The organism is Paenarthrobacter sp. RAF54_2, assembly GCF_052113945.1.
Classification (GTDB): Bacteria; Actinomycetota; Actinomycetes; order Actinomycetales; family Micrococcaceae; genus Arthrobacter.
Window position 1 is genome coordinate 20,483 of sequence record NZ_JBFRDV010000032.1, and the last position, 21,387, is coordinate 41,869.

The window sequence follows — 21,387 nt, forward strand, 5'->3', positions numbered from 1 at the left end:
CAGTGTTTAGCCGGGTTCGGTCAAACCCGCCGGAAACTTAGGCCTTGGCCTTGATGGTTTCGATGGCGGCCTTGGCCTTGTCCTGCAGCGACTTGGAAAGCGGTGCGGACTTGGCAGCGTCAGCGGCCGTCTTCTGACCTTCGTCGGAAACTACGTAGCTTTCGAAGGCCTTGACCAGGTCAGCAACTGCCTTGGTCTCGTACGTGGTGCAAACGACGTGGTACGAAACGAGCACCACCGGGTAGGCGCCGGAGACAGTGGTCTTGCGGTCCAGCTTGATGGCGACGTCATTGGTGGCGCGGCCTTCAACGGGCTTGCCTGCTTCGACAGCCTTGGAAGCGGCGTCAGCGGAGATCTTGACGAATTCCTCGCCGACCTTGATGGAGGCGGTGCCCAGCTTGCCGGAGACAGCGGAGTCATCGGCGTAGGTCACGGCGCCCGGGGTGTCCGTAACGGTCTTGACGACGCCGGAGGTGCCCTTGGCGTTCTCGCCCTTCAGGGTTGCCGGCCAGATGCCTGCAGCCTTGTCCGTCCAGACCTCGGGTGCAGCAGCTGCGAGGTAGTCGGTGAAGTTGGTGGTGGTTCCGGAATCGTCAGAGCGGTTCACGGGGGTGACCTTGAGGTCCGGCAGGGTAACGCCGGCGTTCAGGGCCGCGATTGCGGGGTCATTCCAGTTGGCGATTTCGCCGCGGAAGATTTTGGCGACCGTAGCGGCGTCGAGCTTCAGGTCCATGACGCCGGGGACGTTGAAGGCGACGGCGATCGGGGAGGTGTACACCGGGATGTTGATGGCGCCTTCGGGGCCGCACTTGGCCTTGGAGCTCGCGAGCTCCTCGTCCTTCAGGTAGGCGTCCGAGCCGGCGAACTGTGCCGAGCCGTCGATGATGGCCTTGCGGCCTGCTCCGGAACCGTCCGGGGAGTACTGCACGGTTGCGCCCTGGTTTGCGGCGGCGAAGCCAGACTTCCAGGCGTCCATTGCTGCGCCCTGCGCAGATGAGCCAACGCCGGTGAGGGTGCCGGTCACCTTCATGCCGGCTGCCGACTGAGTGCTGGCCGGGGTGTTCGTTGCGTTGTCTGAACCGCAAGCAGTGAGCGCGAGTGCGCCGGCTGCGATGACCGCGATTGCCGCGTTGCGGCCGAAGTGAGTTGCCTTCACTTGGATGTGCCCCTTCCAGGGATTCTTCGATGCGGGCCGACGGAGATTTCGGCGTGCGCGAGCTGAGGACCTTTTGTTCCTTTACTGAAGGTATGGAGCGCAGGTAACGGGATCTGACGTGGAAGGTGAACGCAAAGTGAACGACGGCGGACCATTGGGTTATGTGGCGCGCGCCACCTTGAGTGGGACCGTGCCCGGCGTCCTACTCGTCATGGATGCCGGGGTTCGGCAAATAGACTGGAGGACATGGCTGCCGCGAAGGGATTTTCTGCAAGCAAGAGGTTCCTGCGTGCCAGAGTCCGGACGGGCTTGGTCCGTAGCCGGAACTCCCTGACGCCGGCCATTCAGATGACCGTGTGTGCCGTGGGCGCCTATGCTTTCGCGGAATACATCCTTGGCCACCAAGGGCCATTGTTCGCGGCCACTTCTTCGTTGATAGCGCTCGGCTTCTCCCGTGATCCCCGCTTGCGTCGTGTCATTGAGGTTGGTCTGGGCTGCACCCTCGGCATCGTCGTGGGTGACCTCCTGCTCCACTGGCTGGGTGCTGGGATCCTGCAGGCCGCCGTCGTGCTTCTTTTCTCTATCCTCCTGGCAAGGTTCCTGGACAGCGGGACCATTTTCACCACCCAACTGGGGCTCCAGTCGCTGCTGGTGGTGCTGCTGCCAGCGCCGGCCGGCGGGCCGTTCACGCGGAGCCTGGATGCAGTTGTGGGTGGCGTGTTCGCCCTGCTGGTGACTATTTTGGTGCCGAAGGATCCGCGCCGGGAGCCGCGGAAGGATGTCCAGAAGATCCTTCACGAACTCGCCGAGGTGCTGCGCGAGTGTGCCAAGGCCATGGTCGAAAGCGACTCCACCATCGCCTGGCACGCACTTATTCGCGGCCGTAACTGCCAGCCATTGGTGGATCGGATGCGGCAGACGCTGCGGGCCTCGGGCGAGGTCGCGACTCTGGCTCCGGCCCATCGCAGGCACCGCGACGAGCTTGCCAGTTTGGAGCATTCGCTGGAGTACATCGACCTTGCACTCCGTAACAGCCGCGTTTTTGCCCGCAGGCTCACAAGCGCCATCAACCATGCCGCGTTATCCGACGAAGCAATTGAAAGCATCTCCGAGGTCCTGCAGGAAACTGCGGCCGCGATCGATGAACTGACCATTGGCTTGGCGGAGCAGAGCGAGGGAACCCGCCGCGTCCATATACGGCACGCCCGCAACGAGCTGACCGACATCGCCTCGCGCCTGCACCCCAAGATGCTGGACGTTCAGAAACTTGAGGGCGAAACCGTGGTGATGCTGTTCCGGCCGCTCATGGTGGACCTTTTGGAGGCGAGCGGACTGGAATCCGACGAGGCCCGGGACGTGCTGCCGGCTCTTTGACTCTCGCCGAGATGGCATTTAATGCCAATCCCACGGCCTGACACTGTCATTAAATGCCACCTCGGCGGCTAACACTGTCAGTCCCCGCGACTACCCTTGAACCCATGGCTTCCAAGACCTCGCGCGCATCCAAGACACCCGCTTACAAATGCGCCGAATGCGGCTGGACGGCCATCAAGTGGGTGGGCCGCTGCGGTGAGTGCCAGGCGTGGGGAACCGTTGAAGAGTACGGCGCCACGGTTGCGCGTACGACGGCGGCCACTACCGTTTTGGAGCCCGCCCGCCGTATCGCTGAGGTGGATGGGACAACGGCGGCGTTCTTGCCCACGGGTGTGGACGAGCTGGACCGCGTCCTTGGTGGGGGGCTCGTCCCCGGTGCCGTCATCTTGTTGGCGGGGGAACCCGGCGTCGGGAAGTCCACATTGCTGCTGGACGTTGCCGCGAAATTTGCCCGCACCGGGCAGGACGTCCTGTACATCACGGGCGAGGAATCCGCAGCCCAGGTGAAGCTGCGCGCGGAGCGGATCGATGCTGTCGCGCATACGTTGTATCTGTCCGCCGAGACCGATCTTGGACAGGCGCTGGGCCAGGTGGAGAAGCTTGAGCCGAAGCTGCTGATCGTGGACTCTGTGCAGACGCTCAGCAGTGCCGACGTCGAGGGCAGCGCGGGTGGAGTCTCCCAGGTGCGGGAAGTAGCTGCATCAATCATCTCCGCGGCCAAACGGCGGAACATGACCACGTTGCTGGTGGGCCACGTAACCAAAGAAGGAACGATTGCAGGACCGCGCTTGCTGGAACACCTGGTGGACGTCGTGTGCCAGTTCGAAGGCGAGCGCCATTCTCGGCTAAGGCTGCTCCGGGCTGTGAAAAACCGCTACGGGGCTACCGACGACGTCGGATGCTTTGATCTCAATGAGGCCGGCATCGAAGGGTTGGCCGATCCCAGCGGGCTGTTCGTTTCGCGGACCCGTGAACCTGTCTCAGGCACCTGCATCACGGTGACCATGGAGGGCCGCCGCCCGTTGCTCGCGGAGGTCCAGTCGCTGCTCGCCGAGAGTGCCAATGCCCAACCCCGGCGGGCTACCAGCGGGCTGGAGAGCTCCAGAGTTGCCATGTTGCTCGCTGTGCTTCAGCAGCGCGCCGGATGCATGCTGCACAAGGACGACTCCTACGTGGCCACTGTTGGCGGTGTAAAGCTGACGGAACCGGCCACCGACCTCGCCGTGGCGTTGGCCGTCGCGTCAGCCAAATCCCGCAAGGCACTCCCCCAACGGCTCATTGCCTTCGGTGAAGTTGGGCTGGCAGGCGAGGTCCGGCCTGTGCCCGGAATCAACCAACGCATCCAGGAGGCACACCGCCTCGGTTTCACGCACGCCATTGTTCCTGCCAGCCCGGCGGGTGCCGGCGTTATCCCGGAGGGCTTCTCTGTGCGGGAAGTGGGGCATCTGGCCGAGGCGTTGGAGCTGCTGATCACGTAGCGCACAAAGGCCGTCCTCGCGGGGTGTCGGGGCATCGCCGGGCTGCGTTTCGGCAAGGATTGGGCCATGACCAAAAGAACTGTGCTTATTGGGGGACGCTTTTTCTTTGGCCTTTTGACCTTGGTGGCGGTGGGAACGCAGCTGACGGTTCATTTGGGCATGGGCTATGACGTCTGGAACTTCTTCAGCTACTTCACCAACCTTTCCAACATCTTCGCGGCCCTGGTGCTGCTCATCAGCGGCTACAGGGTCCTCATCCGCAAACAACCCAGCGAGATCGACGACGCCACTCGCGGCACGGCGACCATCGCCATGGCCGTGGTTGGACTGGTATTCGGAGCTTTGCTTGCCGGCGAGGACCTGGGCTCACTTCTTCCGTGGGTCAACTTTGTGGTCCACTACCTGATCCCTGTGGTCATGGTGGTGGATTGGCTCTTCCAGCCGCCACGGGCAACGCTGACGACCCGCCACATTTGGTACTGGCTGCTTTATCCCATCGGTTACCTCGTCTACAGCCTGATCCGGGGTGCCTTGGTGAACTGGTACCCCTACTGGTTCATCGACCCCACCCGGGCAGGCGGCTGGGGTGGCGTTGTTGTCTTTGCCCTGGCGATTTCCGCTGGCTTCCTTTTGGTGAGCCTGGCGATGCTGTGGCTGGGTAATAAGTTGAAGCGGCAGGTGGATTACTAGAATATCTACACCAATTTGTTATATCGGCCCATGTCAACCACGCAAAAGCCCCAAACAGGCGTTGCCAAGAACGCCCGAAAAGGCACCTTCCGGCCGTCTCCGCACATAACGAAATGACCCACTTTGGGGCTTGCTGGTGCGGTTAACGGTGCCCGGAAGCCATATCATGGTGCTAGTCGTCATCAGGGCATTTTTCGAAGCGCCCGCGGATGTCGGATTCAGCTTGTCTGTGAGCCATGGCTTGCACCTTCGAAGGGAAACCCTATGGCCCGGAGCCCGGAAGAGTCGCTCAAGGCGACTCTGGCCAGAGTCGCACCCGGAACTCCCTTGCGGGACGGCTTGGAGCGCATCCTCCGTGGACGCACCGGCGCCTTGATTGTGCTGGGCTATGACCGCACCATCGACTCCATCTGTTCGGGCGGATTCGATATCGGAATCGACTTCTCGCCCACGCGCCTGCGTGAACTGGCCAAGATGGACGGCGCCATCATCTGCGACAAGGACGCCAGCAACATAGTCCGTGCCGCAGTGCAGCTCGTTCCGGATTCCAGCATTGAAACGCAGGAGTCGGGAACCCGGCACCGCACCGCGGAGCGGGTCGCCATCCAGACGGGCGTTCCCGTCATCTCTGTCAGCCAGTCGATGCAGATCATCGCGCTATACGTGAACGGCCTGCGCCACGTCCTGGAGGGTTCGGAGAAGGTCCTCGCCCGGGCCAATCAGGCGCTCGCAACGCTGGAGCGTTACAGCGCCAGGCTGGACCAGGTCACCAGCTCACTTTCAGCCCTTGAGATCGAAGCGTTGGTCACAGTCAGGGATGTGGCCGTCACCTTGCAGCGCCAGGAGATGGTCAGGCGGATTTCCGAGGAGATTGCGCAATACGTCCTGGAGCTCGGCGAGGATGGCCGCTTGCTATCACTGCAGGTGGAGGAACTGACCATGGGCCGCGGCCCCGGCAGCGACGTCATCATCCGCGACTACTCGGACCCGGACGCCACCCCGGAGGACATCGATGAAGCCGTCCAGGCGCTCCTCAACCTCGGCCCCACCGAATTGATCGACCTCAGCCGCATCGCGCACATCATCGGCTTCGCTGGTGGTGTGGAACAGTTGGACGCAGTGGTCCAGCCGCGCGGCTACCGCCTCCTGTCCGGCCTCAAGTCCGTTCCCAAGGCCGTTGCCGATCGCCTGGTGGACTACTTCGGCGGTTTGCAGAACCTCATGGCAGCCACTATCGATGACCTCATGACTGTGGATGGCATCGGCGACCAGCGCGCACGCACGGTCCGTGAAGGTTTGAGCCGCATGGCCGAAGCAAGCTTGCTGGACAGGTTCCTCTAAAGCCGTGTGCCGCCGTCGGACACTTATCAAATCACCGTCCGCCGAAGGTTAGTTCAGCTGGAAGACGGCCTTGGTGCTGGACTTGTTCCCCAAGCGGGCCTCGAACGTGTAGTAGGCGCCCCCGGCGCCGGGTTTTGCGTTGATCGCGCCGCAGCCTTCAAGAGTCCGGTTGCGTTGCCAGGGGAAATTGGCGGTTTCGCTCTTGCCGGGCTGGATGGTCTTGACCAGGTCTTCACTTCCGGCCTGACAATCCTTGGAGGAAAAGATCCGGTCCGAGCCGCTCATCACCACGTACTCCATTTGCGATGTGCCCACGTTGACGTCACACGGTGTCGTCCCGCCGTTGGTAATGGTCATGGTGAGCAGTGGCATTTCCTCAGTCCCGTAGGCTGGCTTGTCCGTAGCAGCAGCCACTGTTACCAGGCTCAGATCGCATACAGGTGTGGGCGTTGCGGACGGGGAGGCAGTGCCTGCTGTGGGCGCATTCCCTTGAGTAGGCACCTGCGAAGGTTGCGCCATGTTGACCGCCTGCGGCCCGGACTTACTTGCAAGCGCACCGCTGATTGCCATGGCTCCAGCCACCAGGAGGGCGATGACCAGCAGCAGCGCACCGAAGACAAACTGCCGACGACGGCGGTAAACGGCGGCGCTCGGACGTCGCTTCTGCGCTGGGGAGCCAGGGCGGCCGGGACCGCCTGAATTACGGGCAGAACCCTTCGCCGGCGCTGATGTGCGCGCGGAAGACTGGTTCCTACCCTGATTGGCCATGTTTCTAGGCTAGGCGGGCCCACTCCGCAGCACGCCACCACCACGCCGCCGGACGCCAAACCCGCCCTGTGTGACGTGCACCGCAGAAGCGTCGCCGTCCTGGTTTCCACTACAGTAGAGGGCAGAATTCCGGCGCTCCGACGCCAGCCTAAACTTCAACAGTCCGGGAGATCTGACGCATGGCACTTCCCGGTTCCGACCAACTCGCCGGACTCCATCAGTCCTTGGACCAGTGGTTCGCCGAGACCGCCAGGGACCTTCCGTGGCGCGAGCCTGATTGCAGCCCTTGGGGCATTCTGGTCAGCGAAGTCATGCTCCAACAAACCCCTGTGGTCCGCGTTCTCCCCGTTTGGCGGGACTGGATGGAACGCTGGCCAACCCCCGCACACCTTGCCGATGAGCCCTCCGGTGAGGCTGTTCGTCACTGGGGCCGGCTCGGCTATCCCCGCAGGGCCCTGCGACTACACGCAGCCGCCGTCGCCATCCGCGACGAGCACAATGGAGACGTTCCGGATACCTATCCCGGGCTCCTGACCCTGCCGGGCGTCGGCAATTACACGGCCGCCGCCGTCGCCGCCTTTGCCTTTGGCCGCCGGGAAACAGTGGTGGACACCAACATCCGTCGCGTCCATGCGCGCCTCATCTCCGGGCACGCCCTGCCCGCTCCGGCGCTCACCGCGGCCGAGATGCGCTTGGCCGACACTCTGCTGCCCGAAGAACGGCCGCTGTCCGTGCGCTGGAACGCCTCCGTCATGGAACTGGGTGCCGTGGTGTGCACGGCCCGGAGTCCCAAGTGCACCGAGTGTCCCGTGCGCTCAAGCTGCGCCTGGCTCGCGGCAGGTGAGCCACCGCCGTCGTACACGCCAAAGGGCCAATCCTGGCATGGCACGGACCGGCAAGTCCGGGGAGCCGTGATGGCCGTCCTCCGCGAAGCTGCCATCCCGATTCCGCGCGAGATGTTCGAACAGGCGCCGGCGGACCTCGGGTTCGCGCCGTCGGGTGTCGGGATTCCGCTGGCAGCACTTCACAGGCTCAACTCAGCGCCCGAGCAACTGGAACGGGCCCTCGACGGCCTGGTCAGTGATGGGTTGGCGGAAATCCACGACGGCGGTTTGCGGCTTCCGGCCTAAGCCGCGATCACGCGCGGTGTCGGTTCGGCAACAGGCCAGGGTGAGCCGTAACGATGGGGTGCCGATTCCCTCCGTTGCGGCGCCTCCTGCTGGTTCCAGTCCTACTCTGAAGCATGGGCAAGATTGGTCTGGCTTTCACCCTGATGGGTACCTCGGCACTTCTTCCCAGCTGCTTCGCTGAGCCGGTACCTTGCCCGGCGATCGCGCAGGCGTCTGGCGTATCGATCACGGTCGCTGCCGACTACGTTGACACAGTTGCTTCATTGCGGATGAAGGCGTGTCAGGACGGGACATGCACCGAGGCGGACGTGGTTTTGCATCCCGGCTCAATCGCCGTGGACCAAGGCTGCTCCCCGGAAGGCGTGTGCTCCGCGACGTCCTCGCCAGATGGCACGATGACGGGCTTCCTGGGACTGCCCACACTCTCGGAGAGCCCGATTAATGCGACCGTATCCGGCATCTCTCCATCCGGAACCGCATTGCCTGTGCGGACGCTGACGTTCACGCCGAAGGCAGACTACCCGTTTGGTGAGCAGTGCGGCCGTTTCATCACCGCCAATGTGGTGCTTGACGGAAAGGGGCTGAGGCAGGGGTAACCGAACGATTCCTCTAGCGATTTGATTTTTTGACGGGTATTCTCATCTGACCTGCCTGATGGTCGAATCCTGGGGGTGTTGTGCACCGGTCCGAGCAGCCCATCCGTGACACGTTTTCGGTTACGGCATCCATCCGTCCTGCCGTCGACGCCCCTGCGCCGAACGCAACTGCGGGAACCGTGGACCTCACCGCCGGGATCCGCAATAAACATGGCAGCGAATTGAACGAACTTCGCGAGGCACTAATCGGGTCTTCACAGCGCGGGTCACGCCACAGCGGCCGACGCCATTATCGAATGAGCCCCACCTCATCATTCGAAGACGAGAACATCAACGTGACGATCGTCGTGGAGACCGTGGAATGGGGATGGTTCGCCGCTGGGCCAACTCCACAAGGAACATGTGTCACCGTATCCATTGCTGCACATCGCAAGGACAGCGGAATACAGGCCCCGCTTTCGTTGGCCGAGTGCGACGCGTGGCTTCGGGCGCTCCTGCCCAGCCCCTGGATGCCCCACGTTTACCGATGCCGCTGCTCCCCCGGGTCCGCGAGTTCCGGCGTCGTTTCCTACAGGTTGTTTCTTGATGCGCGCTATAAACCGACGCCAAAGCCAGCGGAGGTGCTCGCGGAAGGCTGCCAGCCACTTCAACTTCACTAGAGTTTCCGCATCATGGAAACTCAGTTCCGATATTAAACACAATCTGGCATTGGAATTAGCACTTCCGAAACACGCCCCTCATAGCGTCATGTGTGACCCCGGCCGTGACTCTTCATGGCCCCGCACAGATAGGCGCCATCTTGAAGACTCCCTCACTCGCTGTTGCCATGAGCCCAGCGGCCAAGAAGCCACTCTATAAATCCCTGTTCTTCCAGATCCTGGTGGCCGTGGTGCTGGGGGTCGCCATCGGCTACTTCTGGCCCGGTATCGGGTCTGCGCTTCGCCCCCTTGGCGACGGCTTTATTCAACTCATCAAGATGATCATCGCGCCGCTGATATTTCTGGTCATCGTCACTGGGATCTCGGCCGTGGGTGACGTGAAGTCCGTTGGCCGCGTGGGAGTCAAAGCCCTCATCTACTTCACCGCCGCCACACTTTTCGCGCTGGCATTCGGGCTGCTCGTGGCCAACATCGTCCAGCCGGGAGCAGGGTTGAACATTGATCCCGCTTCCCTGTCAGCGGAAGCCGTCAACGCCAAGACCACCACGGCCCCGCCCAAGGACGCAGGGCAGTTCCTGCTGGGCATCATTCCCACCAGCGTGGTTGGAGCCTTCGCATCCAACACGCTGTTGCAGGTCCTCTGTTTCGCCGTCTTCTTCGGGGCGGCCATCGTGGTGGTGGGACGGGAGAAGTGCAAGCCCGTCATCGACCTCATGGAGACCACACTGGAACTCTTCTTCAAGATCATGTCCTGGGTGATGAGGGTTGCCCCGGTAGGCGCCTTCGGGGCAATGGCATTCATCATCGGCCAGTACGGGCTGAGTTCGTTGAGCACCTACGCCCTGCTGGTGGCGGCATGCTACGGCTCGGCACTGGTCTTTATCGGCTTGCTGTTCATTGTGGCCTGGGTTTACCCACGCGTCCCGCTGTGGCAGTTCATCAAGTACTCCCGCGAAGAGTTCCTCCTGGCACTGGGCACGGCATCCACGGAATCAGTACTGCCGCGAATCATGACCAAGCTGAGCAACGCTGGATGTTCCCGCGCAACCACTGGGCTGGTGGTTCCTACGGGCTACTCTTTCAACCTAGACGGCGCCGCGCTCTACCTTTCAATCTCGCTGCTGTTCCTTGCCCAGGCATTCGGACACAACCTCGACTTGGGCCAACAGCTGGCTGCCCTCGGAATTCTGATGTTGACCTCCAAGGGCATGGCGGGTGTTCCCGGCTCGGCCTTCCTGGCCCTTTCCGCTACTGCCGGGGCTTTGGGAATCTTCCCCGTGGCGGGCGTGGCACTGCTCCTCGGAGCCGACAGGTTGATGGATTCCATGCGCGTCGTGGTCAACCTGCTCGGCAACTGCGTTGCCACGTTTGTGGTGTCAAAGTGGGAGGGACAATTTGATCGCGAGGCGATGCTGGCCGCCTTCCGCGGGGAAATCACGACGCTGGAAACCACCACTCCGGAACCCACGACGCCGGAAGCCAGCAAAGCGGCGACGGAACCTTCGGTGCCCGTTTCTGCGTAGTCAGCAGCTTTGTCCCTGTCGGCGCCGGATGCGAAAATAATAAGTAGCCTGACAGTTATAGACTTTCTCCGGAACGAGATGACCGATGAGCTCCAATGAGAGGCAGCTGGCCCTTGTCACAGGTGCATCCACCGGCATCGGCTACGAGCTTGCGCGGCAGTTCCTCAGCAATGGATTCGACACGATCATCGTCGCGGAAAATGACGGGATCCATGAAGCAGCCCAACGCCTGGGAAACCTCGGCGGTGCCGTAATAGTGGAACAAATCGATCTCGCCGACAGGCAAGGTGTGGAGCAATTGCGCACGGCAGTTGCAGCCCTCGGAAGGCCACTTGACGCGGTGGCCCTCAATGCGGGGATCGGCGTAGGAGGGCCCTTTGCGGAGACGGACCTTGACCAGGAAATCAGGATCATCGATCTGAGCGTGACCTCAACAGTCGCCCTCGCCAAATGGGTGGTGGCGGACATGGTGGGGCGCGGTCAAGGAAGAATACTGTTCACCTCCTCAGTCATTGCCCGGGGGCCAGCACCGTTTCAGGCCGTCTACGGCGCATCAAAGGCGTTCGTGCAGTCCTTTGGACAAGCGCTGAGGAATGAACTGCGGGACGCAGGGGTCACTGTCACCACCCTGCTCCCGGGCCCCACGGAGACGGCGTTCTTTGAACGGGCAAAGCTGATGGACACGAAGGTAGGGACGGCGGAGAAGGACGATCCGGCGCAGGTTGCCGAGCAGGGCTTCAAAGCAATGATGAAAGGCGAGGGAAATGTGCTGGGCGGCTCCCTGAAATCCCGCATAATGGGGCTCGGCAGCAACGTCGTGCCGGATGCCGCGGGAGCGCAGTTCAACCGGCACTTAAGCGAGCCGGGATCGGCCGACAGCTAACTGCCAACAGCACGCCGGTATGTGCTCGGCGTGAACCCCAGGTACTTCTGGAAGTCGTTCGTGAGGTGTGCGTGATCTGCATAGCCTAGCTCGGCAGCGATGTCCGCAAGATCACAGGAGGGATCCAAACGAGCCCTCTCGGCGGCGTCCTGCAGGCGACGGCGACGGATCAGCACTGACGGGGTGAGGCCTATGTATTTCGTCGCAATTCGCTGGAGCGTCCGCCCCGAGACAGCAAGGCGCGCCGCTACGTCCTCAATCCGGACCACCTCCGGATCGGAGGCAATAGTGTCCATCATCCGGTTTGCCAGCAGGGCATCTTCGGAAGGTACGTAGTCCAAAGAATCCAGCCACGACGCAAAGGCGTCCACTGCCCGCTCACGGCGGGAGCCGCCGTCGGGCGCGTGCATGGCCTGCGCAGCAGCATTCATGGCCCGTGCGACAGAACCGTGGAGGTCCTCCAAAGGCAACACCACCTCGGCATCGCGCAAGCTGCCCGGATCGTCGGTGAACACCGGGACGGCCGCCGGGCGCAACAGCGCTCCCACTGCCCAGCCACGGCCGTTCAAGTCGCGATACGCGGCCCGGGTTGTGGGACCCGCGAAGACCACGTCATCCAACTGCACAACGAGGTTGGACGCGGGGTAGGCGATCAAGTGCTGGCGGGAAGTGCGGCCTGGCTCAACGTCCCATTCGGGAATCCAGAACCATTGGACAAGATGCGCGACCGACTCCGGTGCCGCTAAACGGTTGAACGTGGGAAGCCGCGCCGGGTACAGAATGCCCTTGAACGAACTATCCACGTGCCACCTCCCACAAAGTCTGTCGCAAATTTCCAAGCGCCGCAGCCAGCCCTGCCCGTAGCGTCGTGGACATGACAGATAGTACAAGCACAGAGTCAACCACGGCCGCCCACGGCAAGTACACCACCCACGGCGTCCCCAACGGCCTGACCAGCCTGACACCCTTCCTCGCCATACCCGATGCCAAAAATGCGATCGCGTTCTACCGGGACGTTTTCGGGGCACGGGTTGTTGGCACCACCGAGATGGGCGGAGTTGTGGTCCATGCCGAACTCGACCTCGGGAACGGCCACCTGCAGCTCGGCGAGCCCAACCCGGAATACCATCTGGTCCCGGCGCCCGGCGGCGATGACGACTGCTACTCCCTGGGCTTCTATTGCCCGGACGCTGACGCGCTTGTCCAACGAGCGGAACAAGCGGGCGCCATCATCCGTGAACCACTCACCACGTTCGTTTCAGGGGATCGATACGCCAGCATCCGCGATCCCTTCGGCGTCCGCTGGTCCATCATGACGCGCGTGGAAGATCTCTCCGAAGAGGAAAGCAACCGGCGCGTTGAGGAGTGGGCGGCAGATCAGGGTTAAGAAAGGCGCCGTATCAGGAAAGGCACAGGCAGAACGGGTGGCCAGCCGGATCAAGGAACACCCTGAAGGTGGTCCCCGGCTGGTGCTCAGCCTTGCGTGCCCCCAGCGAAAGGGCCACTTCCTCGCCCTTGTCCAGGTCCTCGACCATCAGGTCAAGGTGCATTTGCTGAGGAACTGTTTGCCCCGGCCATTCAGGCGCGTGATACGACTMGACCTGTTGGAAAGCAATGCAGTTGTTCCCATCGCCGGGGCGGATCTCGAACCAATCGGTTTCGCCCTTCACGTCCCAGCCCAGCAGTTCGCCATAAAAGGCGGCAAGGGCGGGCGCATCCGGACAATCAATAACAACACTCGGGTATCGGGCTATTGCCATTTTTGCTAAACCTCGTCTGCCGTTTTCTTCATTCGGGCCAGTGCACTCTTAGTGCCCCTTTGGGTAAGAACGTGGACCACTGCGCCAACACCCGCAGAAACCACAGCGAACACGAGCACTCCCGGCAAGGAATCGTTCAGATCAGTTCCGTCCTTGGGGGCAGGTTTTCCTGTCTTTTTCTCCCAAAGTCCTTCAAGCGTCTTGTTTGCCAGCACGCCAGCTCCAAGGCTGACTGCCAGGCCGAACAATTTCACCAGCAAATTCACGAAAGAATCCTCCATCTGATCGTGCGGGGTAAGCCCTGTCAAACACAAAAGGAAGGCGGGGCCGCTGCAACCGCAACGGCCCCGCCCGAATTCCTAGTCGTTCTTGAAAGCGTCCTTTACCTTTTCGCCAGCACCCTTGAGGTCGGCTTTTGTCTGCTCGCCTTTGCCTTCGGCTTCAAGGCGCTCGTTGTCGGTAAGCTTTCCGGCAGCTTCCTTAGCCTTGCCTGCGATCTTCTCGCCAGCGTTCTCCATCTTGTCGTCAGCACCCATGTCGCACCTCTTCCTTGTAGTGAACCTGTACCTCTACAACATCACTAATCAGTGTACTTAGCAATATTTGGGGTGGCGCTGCTTGTCGAAGCCGCCTGTTTAAAGCTCCCCGAACCCCTCGCCCACCAACCGCCCGACATATTGAACGGCCCTTGCGGCGTCCTTGCCACGGGCCTCCACGCGCAGGGTTGCGCCCTGCCCGGCGGCGAGCGTCATGAGCGCCATCATGGACGTCCCGTCGACGTCGTTGATTGTCACCTCAGCGTCAAGGCCTGAGAGTCCACCGGCTATCTTGGCTGCAGGCCGCGCGTGGATGCCCATGGGATTAATGAGCTCGAAATCGCCGGCAGCGTCCGGCCCGTCAGCAGCGACTGGCGCCTGAGTATGGGCCGAAGCCAGGAATCCAACCGCTTCGGCAGCCTTACGCACCTCCTCGACGCCAGCCCCGCCCTGGGCGGCAACGGCCGCGGCCACGAGCCCTTCAACCAAAGGCGCATCGGCAAGCAGTATGGCGTCAGGATCACTGGCGAATTCGATCGCAGACTCAGCTGTCATTACTGCCGAGCCCAGATCCGTCAGCACCACCACGCCATCGCCTCCCGCATCAATCAGCGACTGCTCGACGGCGGCCAACACCTTCTCGAGGCTGGTGCCAATCCGTGCGTCGTCAGTGCCCCCGGCGGCGACGAGTTCGACGTCGGGCGCCATCTGTGCGGCGAGTTCCACTGCACCTTCAGCGATCTTGCTGCTGTGCGAGACAACCACGATCCCAACTGTCATACGGCGTCGGTTCCCGTGTTTCCTGCGGAGCCGGCCGCTGCTGCTGCCGCGGCGCGCAAGAGCAGTGCCGTGGAGGCCGCTCCTGGATCGCGATGCCCTGCGCTTCGCTCCCCGAGATAACTCGCGCGGCCCTTCCGAGCCACCAGCGGATCGGTGGCCACAGCCCCCACTTCGGCCGCCTCGGCAGCAGCTTGCAGGACGGCGAGCACATCGCCGCCGTCGGACGCCGCGTTCTGCGCTGCCTCAACTGCCGGAGACCACGCGTCGATCATGGTCTTGTCGCCGGTCTCGGCTTTGCCGCGCGCCACCACGCCGTCGCGGGCAGCGGCGAGCGCGGAAGCCAGCGCCTCTGCATCAATGTCGGTGGAATCACCGAGGGAAGTGGCCGCCCGAAGATATGCGGTGCCGTAAAGGGGCCCGGCAGCTCCGCCCACCTTGGACATCAGCGCCATCGCAGCCGCTTTAAGGGCAGCTCCCGCAGTTTCCGGCGGCGTCTCGTCCAGCTTCTGCAGGACCGCCTGGAATCCTCTGTCCATGTTCTCGCCGTGGTCCGAATCGCCAATTGGCCGGTCCAGCTCGATCAGTTCCCTTCGATGTTCTGCCATGGCCTTCGCGGAGAGCTTCAGCCAGTCCAGTGCCCATTCAACGCCCAGCCCCATGCTCACGCTCCCCAACGCAGGGCAGCCGTATGAACCGGGGCATCCCACAAACTCGTCAATTCGTCGTCGAGGCGTAGCACGGACACCGAGCAACCTTGCATTTCGAGGGACGTCACGTAATTCCCTACCAGCGAGCGCTCCACTGTTGCGCCGCGCTCTGCGAGTACCTGGGCGGCCCGGCGATAGACGATGTAGAGCTCACTCTGCGGCGTGCCGCCCATGCCGTTCACGAACAGCAGCACCCTGTCGCCGGAGGAGAGGGAGAGATCCTCAAGCACGGGCTCCAATAGACGGTCGGTGATCGCGTCGGCGCTTTCCATGGCGATCCTGTGCCGTCCAGGTTCGCCATGGATGCCGATGCCGATCTCGATTTCGTCCTCGGCAAGCTCGAAGCTCGGCGTACCTGCGTGCGGAACTGTGCAGCCGGAGAGGGCGACCCCCATGGTCCGAACGTTGGCAGCGACCCGCTCCGCGATGGCGGCAACGGCTTCAAGATCGTCCCCACGCTCGGCGGCAGCACCCGCTATCTTCTCTACGAGGACCGTCCCACCCACTCCACGGCGGCCCGCCGTGTACAAGGAGTCCTCCACGGCGACGTCGTCGTTGACCAACACCGAACGTACGTGGACGCCTTCGGCCTGTGCCATCTCCGCCGCAGTCTCAAAGTTCAGGACGTCGCCTGTGTAGTTCTTGACGATATGCACGACGCCGGCACCTGAGTCGACAGCGACGGTCGCCGGTATGATCTGGTCTGGCGTGGGCGAGGTGAAGACGGCGCCGGGGACAGCGGCGTCGAGCATTCCGAGGCCTACGAAACCAGCGTGCAGCGGTTCGTGGCCGCTACCCCCGCCGGATACCAGGGCAACCTTGCCCGCAACAGGTGCACCTTTCCGGACGACGTATTTGGGGTCGGGATGGACGTCCACGATGTCGGCATGGGCCATGCCGAAGCCTTCGACGGACTCGTCCACCACTGCGCGGGGATCATTGATGAGCTTTTTCATTGGATGCTCCTGGGCGTGCTGTGGCTGGTGCTCTGACCCTACTACCGGGCCCCGGGCACATGGTAGGCCTCCTCGCATGCAGAAGCCGCGAGCGCCCGTTAAAGGCAGTAGGGACAGCCCCGGAGAGCTGTCCCTACCGCTGTGACGCTTAATCCTGATGATGCCCAGGCTCCGCGGCGGTGCGTGCAGGAGTGGAGGCCGCTTCAGTCCGCGAATGGAAGTCGAGCCAAAATGCGGAGTACAGGTCCGGGTTGGCGTGGGCCGTCCCCGGCCAGAAGGATTCGTTCGGCCAGGAACCGTGGGGGATGTCTATCTGGAAAGCTGAAAAGTCCGGAAACGTGACGCGATCTTGCATGGTCCGACCCTTAACCGTTCAGCACGGCGTCGCCGCCGGCAGTGACCACGTCTTCGAGCAGCACGGTCTGATTCATAACAACCGGCTGTTCCGTGGTGGGAAGTCCCACTACGTGCCCGAAGCTGAACATGTTCTTCGGATCCAACTCCGCCTTGGCCTTCTTAAGACGTTCACGCGCACTGGGGCCCCAGGGCCGCTCCCTGTCCTCGGCATCCACAAAGTGCCCATGGAGGTTCACAAATGTGCCGGGATTGGCAGCGGGACGAAGGTCTGTATGGACGGCATCGAAAACTGCGGGCAGCATCTCAACAACAGGAGGCGCGGCAATGGCAACCATGTAGAAGCTGAACGCCGCGTCACGGCCGCCCACACTGTCCTCGCCCTCCGCGCTCTTGGCGAGGGCGCCGCCCAGCAGCCGGAGTTCGGCCAGCAACACCGGGCTCTCAACGCCCGGACCGAAGTGCCGGAGGATTGCCTCCGCTGCGTCCTCGTCCAAACGGTCAAGCAGGAAGCCACGCTCGCGAACGGGGACTGGCTGGTCCGGATCCTGGTGGATCGTGTCGAATTGGCTTGCTTCCAAGGGGCCGGTGGCGTCCATCATGAACGGGGCGCTTCGGCGCATGGGCTCCAGCAGGTCCGATGCTGCAGCCAGGCCCCCTTGGTAGGCGTAGCGGAGGTGGATCACAAACTTTCCCCGCAACGGCTCCGGAATCATCTCCATCTGCGGAAGGCGCAAAAACGCCAACGACGCCGACGCCTCCGCGGGTAGCGATGGCACCCATTCCCTAAACGCCGCCAGGACTTCCGGGGCGTGTCCGCCGTCGAAGTACACGCCACCTGCGTAGAGATCGGCGGCTGGGAAAAGGTGGAATTCCATGGCGGTCACAATGCCGAGATTGCCCTTGCCGCCTCGCAGGAGGAAGAACAGCTCAGGGTTCTCGTCCCTGGTGACCCTTTGCTGGGTGCCGTCTGCTGTGACCAGCTCGAAAGCGATGACATGATCCGAGGCGAAGCCGTACTTACGTCCCAGGATGGGCAGGCCCCCGCCCAGCGTGTAACCCACCACGCCGACGTCACTGGTGGAACCACAGAGACCCATCAAACCGAAGGTTGCAGCAAGCTCAACCACAGCCTTCCATCGAACACCGGCCCCCACCCTGGCAGTCTTCTCAAGGGGGTCGATGCTGAGTTCCAGCATGCGGCGGGTACTGATAAGCATCCCGCCTTCTATCGCGTTTGTTGCACCATGTCCCGTGGACTGGACGGCTACGGGCATTCCCCGTTCCGCCGCCCATCTGACAGCCGCCGAAACGTCCTCTGCGTCGAGGGCGCCGAAGGCAAGATCCGGCTGGTGTTGAGTAGAGAGGTTGAAGGCCGATATCTCGGCTGCGAAACCGGGGTCGGCAGGCGTGAACACGGGACCGCGCACGCTGAGTTGGAGTTCTGAAACGCTTGAATTACCAGAAAACGACGCGTGGGACTGCATGATCTTCTCTCGATTGACCGAATGGCGGAAGCTCCCCAGCAAGCCTCGATCAGTTTATCCATCAACTTTAGATAAGAGAAGGGTTTTAAATCACGCATAATGCGGGCAGGGTTGGAGTCCGCCTCAGTTAGCCCTTGTTGCCGGTCTTCTTAGAGGTGCTTGATCATGCGCGTATTGCCCAAGGTATTCGGCTTTACCCGGGCCAGATCCAGGAATTCCGCCACGCCTTCGTCATGCGAGCGCAGCAGCTCGGAGTACACCTGCGGGTCCACGGCCGACTGGTCCTCCATGACCTCGAAGCCGTGACGCTTGAAAAATTCCACTTCAAACGTCAGGCAGAAAACCCGGCTCACGCCAAGCTCCTTGGCTTTTTCCAGGAGATCCTCCACCAGCACGTGCCCCACGCCCCGCCCCCGCCACGTGTCCGCAGCGGCAAGGGTGCGGATCTCGGCCAGGTCCTCCCACATAACGTGCAGGGCCCCGCAACCGATGACGTCGCCGTCTTGGGACTCGGCAATCCGGAATTCCTGGAGGCTCTCGTAGTACGCCACAGTTTCCTTGGCCATCAAAATCCGCTGCTCCGCGAGAGGGGCAACCAGCCTCTTGATCGCCGCCACATCACTAGTACGGGCAGGACGAAGGCTAAAGGTCGAATTCACTCCCCCATCCTAACGAGACAAAGAGGAGCCCGACCGCGCATGACCTACGCCGGGGCTGAGCCGGGCGGCGCTGACGGACGCCATGGTCACCATTTAGTACCGGAGGGCCGCCGCGAGGCGCTGGTCCTGGGCTATTTGCGTAGCGTGCGTCTAAGCGAGGCACGAGCGAGCACGCGGCAAATGGCGCAGGTCCAGCGCCGGACTCACGCCAGACCCAGCAACGGACTAGATCCCCAACTCCTCCGGCAGCGCCACGTCCTCGCCCAGCACCTGCTTTGCCAGGAAGTGCTCCACGACTCCGTACCAAACCTTGGCGTGCTGCGGCTGTAGTACCCAGTGATTCTCGTCAGGGAAGTAGAGGAAGCGGTGCGGGCTCTGGCCGTTGTCGTCCGCGGGCAGCTGCGATGAGGACAGTAGTTCGTACCAAAGCCGCAGGCCCTCGCCGATCGGTACGCGATAATCCTTGTCTCCGTGGATCACCAGCATGGGCGTCTTGATGTTGCGTACGTTGAGGTGGGGCGAGTTCTCCATCGCCATCTCGACCGTCATTTCCTTCAGCCAGTACTGCGCTGCGTCGGTGGTGGGGCCGAACTGGTCCAGGGCCCACAAACTGGCGTGGGTCACGATCGCCTTGAAGCGGTCAGTCTGGCCTGCCACCCAGTTTGCCATGTAGCCGCCGAAGGATCCTCCCATCGCCGCAGTCCGTGACTCGTCGATGTCCGCCCGCTCGACTACGGCGTCGGTGATAGCCATGAGGTCCGAGAAGGGCTTTTTGCCCCATTCACCCCAGCCGCGCTGGATGAACTCCTGGCCGTAACCTGTGGAGAGGGCGGGGTCGGGCAGCAGTACGGCATAGCCCTTTGCGACCAGCAGCCAGGGGTTCCAACGCCAGGTCCAGGCGTTCCATGAGCCCAGCGGTCCACCGTGGATCCACAGCAGGAGGGGCGCCGGGCGGTCCGCGGATGCACCTTCCGGGAGCGCCAGGTAAGCCGGCACGCGCGAGCCGTCCTCCGCCGTCGTTTCCACGCGTTCGAGGTGGCCCTTGTACGTTGGCCGTTCCGCGGGTGCCTGCAACCTCACCACATCTCCGGAAGCGAGGTCGATCCGCACAGCTTCAGCGGGGAACTCGTAGGAGCTCCGCAGTGCGTACGCTGTGGTCCCGTCCGGCGAAACCACGACGTCGGAATACGCCGCAGCGTCTTTCGTCACCCGTGTTACTGCTCCATCGGCAACGTCGATCCGGAAAAGCGGCGACGCGCCGTCGTCGTCCGCTTTCACCAGAATGGCATTGCCTTGCGGGAGCCACTCCAAGGCAGTAGCCCAGCGGTCCCATTGGTGTGCGAGCGGCTCCAGGTCAGTCGTTTCGCTGCCCGATACGTCCAGCAGGTGCAGCTTGATCTGCGGAGCCTGGGTGGGCGTGGTGTCACTTTCGCTCTCCACAACCAACGTGCGGTTGTCCGGGCTGACGGGCCCAGGGAAGTAGCTCATTCCCTCGCGGTCCAGAAGTACCTTCACAGCCCCAGTGGCGACGTCGACGGCGGCAAGCACCTCACGGCTGTCGGCCTTGGCGAGGGCTTTTGTAAGGCTGGTGTAGATGGTCTTGCCGTCCGGACTAACCACAGTTTTGGCTTCCCGAAGCGAGCCTCCGACGCCGGGCGTCAGGTTCCTCAGCTTAAGCGGCGTTGGCGCGTCAACGGTGGTTGGTTTGCCGGCCTCCTTCTCCTCACCTGGCTCCACTGCAAACAAGCGCGGTTCGGCAGGACCCAGGTCCGCGTCCCAATAACGGATCGGGTAGCCACTGTGCAGGATGGCGGACACTTTGTTATCTTTGCGGGTCTTGCGGCGTTCTTCGTCGTTCTCCTCAGTGCTGGAACCTGCCAGAACCTCGGCGTTGACGAAGACGGCATCCGCACTCTTTGCCGCCAGGACGGAACTGATCCCGCCGGCGCGCGAGTGCACAACCCGGGCCTCTCCCCCATCGGCAGGGAGCAGCCACAGCGCGTTCACCGGATCGGCGTCGGGATCTGCGCTCTCGGGGTCGGGCCTGGAGGACGTGAAGTAGAGATCACCGTTGGCGGCAAAGGCGGCACCGGCCTCGCCTTTGGAACTCCGGGTGATCCGCCGGGCATGGCTTTGGCCGGTGGGGTCGATCTCCCAGAGTGCGGTGACATACTCGGTGCCCTTGCCATTCAGGGTTGAAACGGTAGTGACCAGGCGCTTGCCGTCCGGGCTGAGCGTGAGACCACTGACTCGAGGAATGGAGAGGTAGTGGTCGATGTCGTGGAAGGGAGTTTCAGGTGGCGTGCCCGGGGTTGGGGTGTCAGTGGAATCCATGCTTCGATTCAACACGTATTGTGTCGCCGATCACAGGGTGGTTCACTCAGAGTGAAACAGTACTTTCAGATATTCCGGCGTTGGTGTGGATACTGGCGGTGTCGGCGCCATTTACCGCTTGCTGCTCCTTCGTCGCTTTGACGCAAGCTACGCAAATGCCTCCGGCACCGCCAGTGGGAGGTCTCTTAACGCCGAAGCCCCGCCCACTCCTTGGGG

General features: G+C 62.6%; 23 protein-coding genes. 10 read left to right on the forward strand and 13 right to left on the reverse strand.

Annotated features, from left to right (window positions below; all coding sequences use genetic code 11):
- Positions 1-37: 37 nt before the first annotated feature.
- Entirely contained in the window at positions 38-1,156 is a 1,119-nt protein-coding gene (gene pstS, locus AB4Y87_RS23230) for a phosphate ABC transporter substrate-binding protein PstS (RefSeq protein ID WP_442006605.1), read from the reverse strand.
- Positions 1,157-1,402: 246 nt separating this feature from the next.
- Between pstS and AB4Y87_RS23235 the strand changes: the two genes are divergently transcribed.
- From AB4Y87_RS23235 to disA, 4 genes are all read left to right on the forward strand, one after another.
- A complete protein-coding gene (locus AB4Y87_RS23235) occupies positions 1,403-2,530 on the forward strand; it encodes an FUSC family protein (RefSeq protein WP_442006606.1) in 1,128 nt (375 codons plus the stop codon).
- A gap of 104 nt (positions 2,531-2,634) precedes the next feature.
- On the forward strand, positions 2,635-4,008 hold the full coding sequence (radA, locus tag AB4Y87_RS23240; protein ID WP_442006607.1) for a DNA repair protein RadA: 1,374 nt from the start codon (positions 2,635-2,637) through the stop codon (positions 4,006-4,008).
- A gap of 66 nt (positions 4,009-4,074) precedes the next feature.
- A complete protein-coding gene (locus AB4Y87_RS23245) occupies positions 4,075-4,698 on the forward strand; it encodes a Pr6Pr family membrane protein (RefSeq protein ID WP_442006608.1) in 624 nt (207 codons plus the stop codon).
- 264 nt (positions 4,699-4,962) lie between these two features.
- Positions 4,963-6,039, forward strand: a complete 1,077-nt coding sequence (gene disA, locus AB4Y87_RS23250; RefSeq protein WP_442006609.1) for a DNA integrity scanning diadenylate cyclase DisA — start codon at positions 4,963-4,965, stop codon at positions 6,037-6,039.
- A gap of 48 nt (positions 6,040-6,087) precedes the next feature.
- Here disA and AB4Y87_RS23255 read toward each other — a convergent pair whose 3' ends face one another.
- Complete coding sequence (locus AB4Y87_RS23255; protein ID WP_442006610.1) at positions 6,088-6,807, reverse strand: hypothetical protein; 720 nt, start codon at positions 6,805-6,807, stop codon at positions 6,088-6,090.
- 179 nt (positions 6,808-6,986) lie between these two features.
- Between AB4Y87_RS23255 and AB4Y87_RS23260 the strand changes: the two genes are divergently transcribed.
- The 5 genes from AB4Y87_RS23260 to AB4Y87_RS23280 all read left to right on the forward strand — a co-directional run bounded on the left by AB4Y87_RS23260 (position 6,987) and on the right by AB4Y87_RS23280 (position 11,598).
- Entirely contained in the window at positions 6,987-7,937 is a 951-nt protein-coding gene (locus tag AB4Y87_RS23260) for an A/G-specific adenine glycosylase (protein WP_442006611.1), read from the forward strand.
- Between the two features lie 113 nt (positions 7,938-8,050).
- On the forward strand, positions 8,051-8,533 hold the full coding sequence (locus AB4Y87_RS23265) for a hypothetical protein (RefSeq protein ID WP_442006612.1): 483 nt from the start codon (positions 8,051-8,053) through the stop codon (positions 8,531-8,533).
- An 80-nt stretch (positions 8,534-8,613) separates the two neighbouring features.
- Positions 8,614-9,192: a hypothetical protein gene (locus tag AB4Y87_RS23270; RefSeq protein WP_442006613.1), complete on the forward strand. Its 579-nt coding sequence runs from the start codon at positions 8,614-8,616 to the stop codon at positions 9,190-9,192.
- Positions 9,193-9,359: 167 nt separating this feature from the next.
- Positions 9,360-10,715, forward strand: coding sequence for a cation:dicarboxylate symporter family transporter (locus tag AB4Y87_RS23275; RefSeq protein ID WP_442006631.1), 1,356 nt, complete (start codon positions 9,360-9,362; stop codon positions 10,713-10,715).
- Between the two features lie 85 nt (positions 10,716-10,800).
- Entirely contained in the window at positions 10,801-11,598 is a 798-nt protein-coding gene (locus AB4Y87_RS23280) for an SDR family NAD(P)-dependent oxidoreductase (RefSeq protein ID WP_442006614.1), read from the forward strand.
- Here AB4Y87_RS23280 and AB4Y87_RS23285 read toward each other — a convergent pair.
- Complete coding sequence (locus AB4Y87_RS23285) at positions 11,595-12,401, reverse strand: helix-turn-helix domain-containing protein (RefSeq protein ID WP_442006615.1); 807 nt, start codon at positions 12,399-12,401, stop codon at positions 11,595-11,597. The genes AB4Y87_RS23280 and AB4Y87_RS23285 overlap by 4 nt on opposite strands.
- 71 nt (positions 12,402-12,472) lie before the next feature.
- Between AB4Y87_RS23285 and AB4Y87_RS23290 the strand changes: the two genes are divergently transcribed.
- Positions 12,473-12,985, forward strand: coding sequence for a VOC family protein (locus AB4Y87_RS23290; RefSeq protein ID WP_442006616.1), 513 nt, complete (start codon positions 12,473-12,475; stop codon positions 12,983-12,985).
- A gap of 13 nt (positions 12,986-12,998) precedes the next feature.
- On the opposite strand, the gene AB4Y87_RS23295 is transcribed toward AB4Y87_RS23290, so the two are convergent.
- The 10 genes from AB4Y87_RS23295 to AB4Y87_RS23340 form a co-directional block, all read right to left on the reverse strand.
- The gene (locus tag AB4Y87_RS23295) at positions 12,999-13,358 is read right to left on the reverse strand and encodes a VOC family protein (protein WP_442006617.1); all 360 of its coding nucleotides are present in this window, start codon (positions 13,356-13,358) and stop codon (positions 12,999-13,001) included.
- 5 nt (positions 13,359-13,363) lie between these two features.
- The gene (locus tag AB4Y87_RS23300; RefSeq protein WP_223947533.1) at positions 13,364-13,624 is read right to left on the reverse strand and encodes a DUF4235 domain-containing protein; all 261 of its coding nucleotides are present in this window, start codon (positions 13,622-13,624) and stop codon (positions 13,364-13,366) included.
- Positions 13,625-13,717: 93 nt separating this feature from the next.
- On the reverse strand, positions 13,718-13,894 hold the full coding sequence (locus AB4Y87_RS23305; RefSeq protein ID WP_442006618.1) for a CsbD family protein: 177 nt from the start codon (positions 13,892-13,894) through the stop codon (positions 13,718-13,720).
- A gap of 99 nt (positions 13,895-13,993) precedes the next feature.
- Complete coding sequence (dhaM, locus tag AB4Y87_RS23310; RefSeq protein WP_442006619.1) at positions 13,994-14,674, reverse strand: dihydroxyacetone kinase phosphoryl donor subunit DhaM; 681 nt, start codon at positions 14,672-14,674, stop codon at positions 13,994-13,996.
- On the reverse strand, positions 14,671-15,333 hold the full coding sequence (gene dhaL, locus AB4Y87_RS23315; protein WP_442006620.1) for a dihydroxyacetone kinase subunit DhaL: 663 nt from the start codon (positions 15,331-15,333) through the stop codon (positions 14,671-14,673). The genes dhaM and dhaL overlap by 4 nt, the downstream gene beginning before the upstream one ends.
- Before the next feature lie 2 nt (positions 15,334-15,335).
- Positions 15,336-16,337 carry a dihydroxyacetone kinase subunit DhaK gene (dhaK, locus tag AB4Y87_RS23320; RefSeq protein ID WP_442006621.1) on the reverse strand — a complete coding sequence of 334 codons (1,002 nt, stop codon included), beginning with the start codon at positions 16,335-16,337 and terminating at the stop codon, positions 15,336-15,338.
- Positions 16,338-16,485: 148 nt separating this feature from the next.
- The gene (locus AB4Y87_RS23325; RefSeq protein WP_442006622.1) at positions 16,486-16,692 is read right to left on the reverse strand and encodes a hypothetical protein; all 207 of its coding nucleotides are present in this window, start codon (positions 16,690-16,692) and stop codon (positions 16,486-16,488) included.
- A 10-nt stretch (positions 16,693-16,702) separates the two neighbouring features.
- The gene (locus tag AB4Y87_RS23330) at positions 16,703-18,178 is read right to left on the reverse strand and encodes an FAD-binding oxidoreductase (RefSeq protein WP_442006623.1); all 1,476 of its coding nucleotides are present in this window, start codon (positions 18,176-18,178) and stop codon (positions 16,703-16,705) included.
- 149 nt (positions 18,179-18,327) lie between these two features.
- On the reverse strand, positions 18,328-18,837 hold the full coding sequence (locus tag AB4Y87_RS23335; protein WP_442006624.1) for an amino-acid N-acetyltransferase: 510 nt from the start codon (positions 18,835-18,837) through the stop codon (positions 18,328-18,330).
- Between the two features lie 225 nt (positions 18,838-19,062).
- Positions 19,063-21,171, reverse strand: a complete 2,109-nt coding sequence (locus AB4Y87_RS23340) for a S9 family peptidase (protein ID WP_442006625.1) — start codon at positions 21,169-21,171, stop codon at positions 19,063-19,065.
- Between the last annotated feature and the right edge of the window lie 216 nt (positions 21,172-21,387).

Excerpts from the sequence above, each read along its gene's own strand:
- AB4Y87_RS23235 (WP_442006606.1), top strand. The coding sequence starts at position 1,403 with ATGGCTGCCGCGAAGGGATTTTCTGCAAGCAAGAGGTTCCTGCGTGCC.
- radA (WP_442006607.1), top strand. The coding sequence starts at position 2,635 with ATGGCTTCCAAGACCTCGCGCGCATCCAAGACACCCGCTTACAAATGC.
- AB4Y87_RS23245 (WP_442006608.1), top strand. The coding sequence starts at position 4,075 with ATGACCAAAAGAACTGTGCTTATTGGGGGACGCTTTTTCTTTGGCCTT.
- disA (WP_442006609.1), top strand. The coding sequence starts at position 4,963 with ATGGCCCGGAGCCCGGAAGAGTCGCTCAAGGCGACTCTGGCCAGAGTC.
- AB4Y87_RS23255 (WP_442006610.1), bottom strand. The coding sequence starts at position 6,807 with ATGGCCAATCAGGGTAGGAACCAGTCTTCCGCGCGCACATCAGCGCCG.
- AB4Y87_RS23260 (WP_442006611.1), top strand. The coding sequence starts at position 6,987 with ATGGCACTTCCCGGTTCCGACCAACTCGCCGGACTCCATCAGTCCTTG.
- AB4Y87_RS23265 (WP_442006612.1), top strand. The coding sequence starts at position 8,051 with ATGGGCAAGATTGGTCTGGCTTTCACCCTGATGGGTACCTCGGCACTT.
- AB4Y87_RS23275 (WP_442006631.1), top strand. The coding sequence starts at position 9,360 with ATGAGCCCAGCGGCCAAGAAGCCACTCTATAAATCCCTGTTCTTCCAG.
- AB4Y87_RS23280 (WP_442006614.1), top strand. The coding sequence starts at position 10,801 with ATGAGCTCCAATGAGAGGCAGCTGGCCCTTGTCACAGGTGCATCCACC.
- AB4Y87_RS23290 (WP_442006616.1), top strand. The coding sequence starts at position 12,473 with ATGACAGATAGTACAAGCACAGAGTCAACCACGGCCGCCCACGGCAAG.
- AB4Y87_RS23305 (WP_442006618.1), bottom strand. The coding sequence starts at position 13,894 with ATGGGTGCTGACGACAAGATGGAGAACGCTGGCGAGAAGATCGCAGGC.
- dhaM (WP_442006619.1), bottom strand. The coding sequence starts at position 14,674 with ATGACAGTTGGGATCGTGGTTGTCTCGCACAGCAGCAAGATCGCTGAA.
- dhaL (WP_442006620.1), bottom strand. The coding sequence starts at position 15,333 with ATGGGGCTGGGCGTTGAATGGGCACTGGACTGGCTGAAGCTCTCCGCG.
- dhaK (WP_442006621.1), bottom strand. The coding sequence starts at position 16,337 with ATGAAAAAGCTCATCAATGATCCCCGCGCAGTGGTGGACGAGTCCGTC.
- AB4Y87_RS23325 (WP_442006622.1), bottom strand. The coding sequence starts at position 16,692 with ATGCAAGATCGCGTCACGTTTCCGGACTTTTCAGCTTTCCAGATAGAC.
- AB4Y87_RS23330 (WP_442006623.1), bottom strand. The coding sequence starts at position 18,178 with ATGCAGTCCCACGCGTCGTTTTCTGGTAATTCAAGCGTTTCAGAACTC.
- AB4Y87_RS23340 (WP_442006625.1), bottom strand. The coding sequence starts at position 21,171 with ATGGATTCCACTGACACCCCAACCCCGGGCACGCCACCTGAAACTCCC.